Genomic DNA, 6,182 nt, shown 5'->3' on the forward strand with positions numbered 1-6,182 from the left:
AAGCTGCTCGATCCAGATTTCGAGCAACGAATGAAGGACCAGCTTGACCGGCTGCGGCGGCGCTTCGGCGTGCATGTGCCCGGTCGTGCCCGCGCAGAGGCCGCCGAGAAGGCGCAAGCGCGCGGCATTACCGCATCGAAGGCCGTGGTGCAGCGCATTTCCGAATTCGCTGCACGCTATTCTTCCTGAATATTATTAAATATCAATTAGTTATCTGGAATTCGTCCGCCGCAGGCGCGGCGCAGTGCGATTTTCTTTGCGCGCCGCTGAACCTTTCCGCGCCTTGCTGCGACCCAGCTTTGTCCAGGGCAAGGCGAGCTTGCCCGATCCACACCGAGGGAAGCAGCAAACCGAAATCGAAAGCCTGCATCACGCGAAGGCCGGTCCTTCGCGCTTCGGAAAACTCAACCCAAATCAAAGGAAATTGCCATGACCAACACCAAGATCACCATGCTGACCGCCGTCCTTCTGCTCGGCTCGTTCATGGGCGCCACACAGGCAGCCACCCTGAAGGCCGCACCGGTCAAGCCGTCCAGCCCGGGTGTCATCGCTGCCCCGAGCGGCGGGGCCACCGAAGACCACTACTGCAAGAACGGCCATGCAAAATTCGCCAATTGCAGCGCTGATTTCGTCGCCGCCTGCAAGAAGGTTGGTGGCACCATGTCGGATGTTCAGGGCTGGGGTGGGCGTACTTGCTTCACGCCCTCCTGATACCGTCTCAGGTCAGGCCGCGCCGTCGGCCCCTGGCTTCGCATGGATGTCACCCGGAAAACCCCGCTTCGGCGGGGTTTTCTGCGTTTTGATCGCACGATGGTAAAACATTCTCGTTTTGGTCAACTTTTGTTTATTTGACTTCGACCAACCTGATCGGCCGTTTGCGCTGATTGAGCAAAACAGAGGAGCTACAATGTCGGCAAGCACGGACAATCCCCGCAACGCCCTTGTCATCCCGGTCCTTGGCAGGTTTTACGCGGCCCTGCACGATGGTGCCGAAACCGTTCTTCGCGTCGTCGCCGGCGGGTTTCTCGCCATCCACGGTTCGCAGAAGATCACCAATCCTTTCGGCGCTGCCGAGATGGTCGAGGGTCTCGGCTTCTATCCGGGCGCGTTGTGGTCGTTGCTTCTGGCCTGCACTGAATTCTTTGGCGGCATCTTCATCGCCATCGGCTTTTTGACGCGGCCGGCCGCCTTTGCCGGCCTGTTCGTGCTGCTGGTCACGGTCTGGTTCCACTGGGTCACCATGGGCCAAGGCTATTCGGGTGCGGAAAAGTCGCTGCTGTGGGCAGCGATCCTGCTCTTCTTCGTCATTCGCGGCGGCAACCGCCATTCGGTCGACAACCGTATCGGCAAAGCGTTCTGACAGGCTGATAGCGACGACGCGTCGCCCTTTGCCTTTGGCACGAAACGGATTATGAAACGGCTTCAGCCAAGCCTGCGAGCGCCGGAGCCAGCCATGACCGAAATCCTGCAGACCCCAAAGCTCGTCGTCGTCTTTGGCGGGTCAGGCTTTGTCGGCCGCCATGTCGTGCGCGCGTTGGCCAAGCGCGGCTATCGCATCCGGGTCGCCTGCCGGCGGCCCGATCTCGCCGGCCATTTGCAGCCGCTCGGCAATGTCGGCCAGATCCAGCCGGTCCAGGCCAATGTGCGCGTGCGCTGGTCGGTAGACCGCGCCGTGCAAGGCGCCGACCATGTCGTCAATCTGGTCGCCATCCTGCATGAGAGCGGCCGGCAGAAATTCTCCGCCGTGCACGAGTTCGGCGCCCGCGCAGTGGCCGAGGCCGCGCGCTCGGTCGGCGCCGGCCTGACCCACATTTCTGCGCTTGGCGCCGATCTGGACTCCGAATCAGACTACGCGCGCACCAAGGCGCTTGGCGAAAAGGCTGTGCTGGAGACGATCAAGGACGCCGTGATCTTCCGGCCGTCGATCAATTTCGGACCCGAAGACGGCTTCTTCAACCGCTTCGCCAACATGGCGCGCTATTCGCCGGTGCTGCCGCTGATCGGCGGCGGCCAGACCAAGTTTCAGCCGGTCTATGTCGGCGACGTGGCCGAAGCGGTGGCGCGCTCGGTCGACGGCAAGGTGGATGGCGGCCAGATCTATGAACTCGGCGGACCGAAGGTGCTCACCTTCAAGCAGTGTATGGAAGAGCTGCTCGACGTGATCGAGCGCAAGCGGCTGCTGGTGCCGGTTCCGTGGTGGGTGGCCAACATCCAGGCCTCGATCCTCGGTCTCCTGCCCAACCCGCTGCTGACCAAGGACCAGGTGATGCAGCTGCGCGAGCACAACATCGTTTCGGACGCCGCCAACCAGACCAACAGGACGCTTGCGGGGCTAGGCATCCAGCCGCAGTCGATCGCGACGATCCTGCCCAGCTATCTCTGGCGCTACCGCGCCGCCGGCCAGTTCCAGCAACGCAAGCCCGCGGCCTAATTCGGCGCAACTGCCTGAAGGTGTCACGCCTAACGCGGCGTGACCTGCATCGGTAGACCGCCTTGCGGCTGCGTGGTCAGTTTCTGTACCGGCCAGGGTTTCGTTTCGGCGGTGGTGTCGAAGCGGAAGCGCGACAGCATGATCGCCAGCGCGATGATCGCCTCCTGCATGGCGAAGCTGGCGCCGATGCAGACGCGTGGGCCGGCGCCAAACGGCAGATACTGGAAGCGGTCGATCTTTTCGCGATTTCCCGGGTGGAAGCGTTCCGGCAGGAAGGCATCCGGCCGGTCCCACAGTTTCCTGTGGCGATGCACGACCCAAGGCATCACCAGCACCGCGGCGTGCTTGGGGATATGAAGATCCTTCCACATTTCCGGTTCGATCGGCTCGCGGTTGATCGACGGCGCCGGCGGATAGAGCCTGAGCGCTTCGTCGAAAGCCGCGCGCGTGAAGGGCATGGCATCGAGCCATTTCGTCGGATCGGGCTCGCGCGCCAGCACCTGGTCGATCTCCTGCTCGACCCGGTTGCGCTCCCACGGTGATTCAGCCAGGCAATAGAGCGTCCAGCCGAGCGCACGCGCCGTCGTCTCATGGCCGGCGCCGATGAAGGTGATGATATTGTCCTCGACCTCGGCCCGCGTCAGTCCGTCGGGTCCCTCGGCCTTGAGCAGCAGTGTCAGGAAATCCTGCGGCACGGCATCGGGATCGCGCTTGAATTTCGCTTCGCGCATCTTGACCGTGTCGGTGACGATCTTGCGGAAATAGGCCATGGTCTTGCGGCCACGGATGCGGGTCAGCCTCGGCAGCCAGTCGGGCGCACGCAACAGGTCGAGCGGATCGACGCGACCCATGGTCTCGAACAGGCGGTCGATCTCGTTGGCGAAACTGCCGGGCTCGCCTGATATCTCGCCGGAAAACAGCGTCTCGGCCAGGATGTCATAAGTGAGCAGCGTCATGTCATGGGCGATGTCAGACGTGCCGCCGTCTTCGTAACGGGTGACGAAGTCCTGCGTGCGCCTCAGCATCGGCTGGGCGAAGCCGAAGATGTGGCGCGGCGTGAACACCGGCGCCATCGCCTTGCGCGACCGCTTCCAGACCTCGCCCTCGGCGGTGAGCAGGCCGTCGCGCAGGATCGGCCGCAGGATCTTCTGGCGCACCGTCGCCATCTTGTAGTTCCTGGCGTTGTCGACCAGCACATGCCGGATCAGGGCGGGATCATTGGCGACGATCAGATGTCCGCCAACGCCGTTCGCCGAGATCCACGGCTCGTTGTAGGTATGCTCACCCCACAATTCGAGCGGGTTGCGGTAGACGATGCGGATCATCTCTAGCGTCGAGGGCGGCGTCGTGCGCGGCTTCGGCGCCGGGGGAATGAAGGGGGCGGGCTGGATGTCCATGCTGTGCTCCGCTGATGACCCAATGTAGTGGGCCGCAAAGCAGGCGTCCATGTGACCGAACGGCAAGGCCCTACTCTCCGGAATGTGACCGGTTACCGCGAGGTGCCTTCTTGTTGCCCCGAGCGGCATGCCCTAGGTGGCAGTCACCAATGGATACCGCCACCGCAGGAGCCCAGCTTGAAGCACCAGTTGAACATCATCATCGGCAGCACGCGGCCAGGCCGCGCCGGACCGATTTTTGCCGAGTGGCTGGAGAGGTTCGCGCGCGAGCACGGGAAATTCGAGCCTGTACTGACCGACATCGATGCGTTCAAGCTTCCGGTGCTGGACGAACCGCACCATCCAAGGCTTGGCAACTACCAGAACGATCATACCAAAGCCTGGTCCAAGGCGATCGATGCCGCCGATGCCTTCGTCTTCGTGGCGCCGGAATACAATTATTTCGTGGCGCCGGCGATCGTCAACGCGATCGACTATCTCTCGCGCGAATGGAAGTACAAGGCAGCCGCCATTTTCAGCTATGGCGGCGTCTCCGGCGGCCTGCGCGCGGCGCAAGCGCTGAAGCCGCTGCTGACCTCGGTAGGTGTCATGCCGATCCCGGAAGGCGTCGCGCTGCCGATGTACCAGAAACTGCTCGACGAAAATGGCGCTTTCAACGCCAGCGAACAGGTGCAGGGCGGAGCCAAAACCATGCTCGACGGGCTGCTGCGCTGGAGCGAGGCTTTGAAGCCGATGCGGGCAGGCTGAAAACGCTGGTCTTCCGCAAAAAACCCCGGTTTGCTGCCATAGAGAGGTGGTCGTGCACAGGAACGAACTGGGGGGCAGTTCGATTTGCGCTTGCTGTTTGCCTTGCTGCCTATGCTCACCACCGCCACCGCAGTGGTGGCGCCTGGCCCTGGTCATCGCCAACGACGACCACCGCCTGATCCGGCCGCCCGCCCGACATGACGCCGGGGCGCGACCGCAGCAGGCGGCTGGCGCCGAGATACAAGTTCATGATCAAGGTTTCTCAAGGACCGCTGGCCGAAGTGAAATGGGGGCCGGCGGAGGCCCGCCATTGGCAGCCGGCCATTCCCAGTGAAATGCCTGCAAACCTTGGAAAAACCGCCTTTTGCGCCTATATCTAGTCGATATCAGAGGCGCGATTCGGCGCGGACTTTTCGCGCTGTGCAGGCGGCATCCAGACAACAGGTTTTCATGAGCGATCAGATCGACAACAACAACGGCGCTGAAGCCGAATACGGCGCCGATTCCATCAAGGTTTTGAAGGGGTTGGACGCTGTCCGCAAACGCCCCGGAATGTATATCGGTGATACAGACGACGGCTCGGGCCTGCATCACATGGTCTATGAAGTGGTCGACAACGCCATCGACGAGGCGCTGGCCGGTCACGCCGACCTCGTCACCGTGACGCTCAACCCCGATGGTTCGGTCACTGTGATCGACAATGGCCGCGGAATTCCGACCGATATCCACACCGGAGAAGGCATTTCGGCGGCCGAAGTGATCATGACGCAGCTGCATGCCGGCGGCAAGTTCGACCAGAATTCCTACAAGGTCTCGGGCGGCCTGCATGGCGTCGGCGTCTCGGTGGTCAACGCGCTGTCGGCGTGGCTAAAGCTGAAGATCCGCCGCAACGGCCAGATCTTCGAGATGAGTTTCACGCATGGCAATGCCGACGCACCTCTGAAGGCGACCGGCACCTATGAGCAGGACAAGCAGCCGGGCACCTATGAGGGCCGCAGCGGCAGCCAGATCACCTTCTTCCCGTCGGCCGAGACCTTCACCATGGTCGAGTTCGACTTCGGCACGCTGGAACACCGGCTGCGCGAGCTTGCCTTCCTCAATTCCGGCGTGCGCATCATTTTGACCGATGCCCGTCACGCCGATGTCGTGCGCCATGAACTGCACTACGATGGAGGCCTCGAAGAATTCGTCAAATATCTCGATCGCGTCAAGAAACCGCTGATCGACAAGCCGATCGCCATCCGGGCGGAGCGCGACGGGATCACCGTCGAAGTGGCGATGTGGTGGAACGACAGCTACCACGAGAACGTGCTGGCCTTCACCAACAACATCCCGCAGCGCGATGGCGGCACGCATCTGGCCGGCTTCCGCGGCGCGCTGACGCGTCAGATCACCGGCTATGGCGAATCCTCTGGGCTGACCAAGAAGGAAAAGGTCTCGTTGATCGGCGACGATTGCCGCGAAGGTCTGACGGCGGTGCTGTCGGTCAAGGTTCCCGACCCGAAATTCTCCTCGCAGACCAAGGGCAAGCTGGTCTCGTCGGAAGTCCGTCCTGTCGTCGAAGGCCTGGTCAACGAAGCGCTCGGCACCTGGCTGGAAGAACACCC

At 62.4% G+C, this 6,182-nt stretch carries 6 protein-coding genes and 1 pseudogene; 6 read left to right on the forward strand and 1 reads right to left on the reverse strand.

The window, feature by feature from the left end:
• The 4 genes and pseudogenes from EN884_RS21695 to EN884_RS21710 form a co-directional block, all read left to right on the forward strand.
• Positions 1 to 189 (forward strand): annotated as a pseudogene (locus EN884_RS21695) (Ldh family oxidoreductase); the annotation flags it as partial.
• A 240-nt stretch (positions 190 to 429) separates the two neighbouring features.
• Positions 430 to 711: a hypothetical protein gene (locus EN884_RS21700; protein WP_013528193.1), complete on the forward strand. Its 282-nt coding sequence runs from the start codon at positions 430 to 432 to the stop codon at positions 709 to 711.
• Positions 712 to 907: 196 nt separating this feature from the next.
• Positions 908 to 1,360, forward strand: coding sequence for a DoxX family protein (locus tag EN884_RS21705; protein WP_013528194.1), 453 nt, complete (start codon positions 908 to 910; stop codon positions 1,358 to 1,360).
• A gap of 93 nt (positions 1,361 to 1,453) precedes the next feature.
• Entirely contained in the window at positions 1,454 to 2,431 is a 978-nt protein-coding gene (locus EN884_RS21710) for a complex I NDUFA9 subunit family protein (RefSeq protein WP_024501904.1), read from the forward strand.
• 29 nt (positions 2,432 to 2,460) lie between these two features.
• Here the strand turns inward: EN884_RS21710 and EN884_RS21715 are convergent, their stop codons facing one another.
• The gene (locus EN884_RS21715) at positions 2,461 to 3,828 is read right to left on the reverse strand and encodes a cytochrome P450 (RefSeq protein WP_013528196.1); all 1,368 of its coding nucleotides are present in this window, start codon (positions 3,826 to 3,828) and stop codon (positions 2,461 to 2,463) included.
• A gap of 177 nt (positions 3,829 to 4,005) precedes the next feature.
• On the opposite strand from EN884_RS21715, the gene EN884_RS21720 reads away from it, so the two are divergent.
• Both EN884_RS21720 and EN884_RS21725 read left to right on the forward strand, forming a co-directional pair.
• Positions 4,006 to 4,575: an NADPH-dependent FMN reductase gene (locus tag EN884_RS21720; RefSeq protein WP_063169841.1), complete on the forward strand. Its 570-nt coding sequence runs from the start codon at positions 4,006 to 4,008 to the stop codon at positions 4,573 to 4,575.
• 450 nt (positions 4,576 to 5,025) lie between these two features.
• On the forward strand, positions 5,026 to 6,182 hold a 1,157-nt coding region (locus EN884_RS21725), incomplete at its 3' end, for an ATP-binding protein (RefSeq protein WP_245491963.1).

The organism is Mesorhizobium sp. M7A.F.Ca.AU.001.01.1.1 (assembly GCF_004022735.1).
Lineage (GTDB): Bacteria > Pseudomonadota > Alphaproteobacteria > Rhizobiales > Rhizobiaceae > Mesorhizobium > Mesorhizobium ciceri.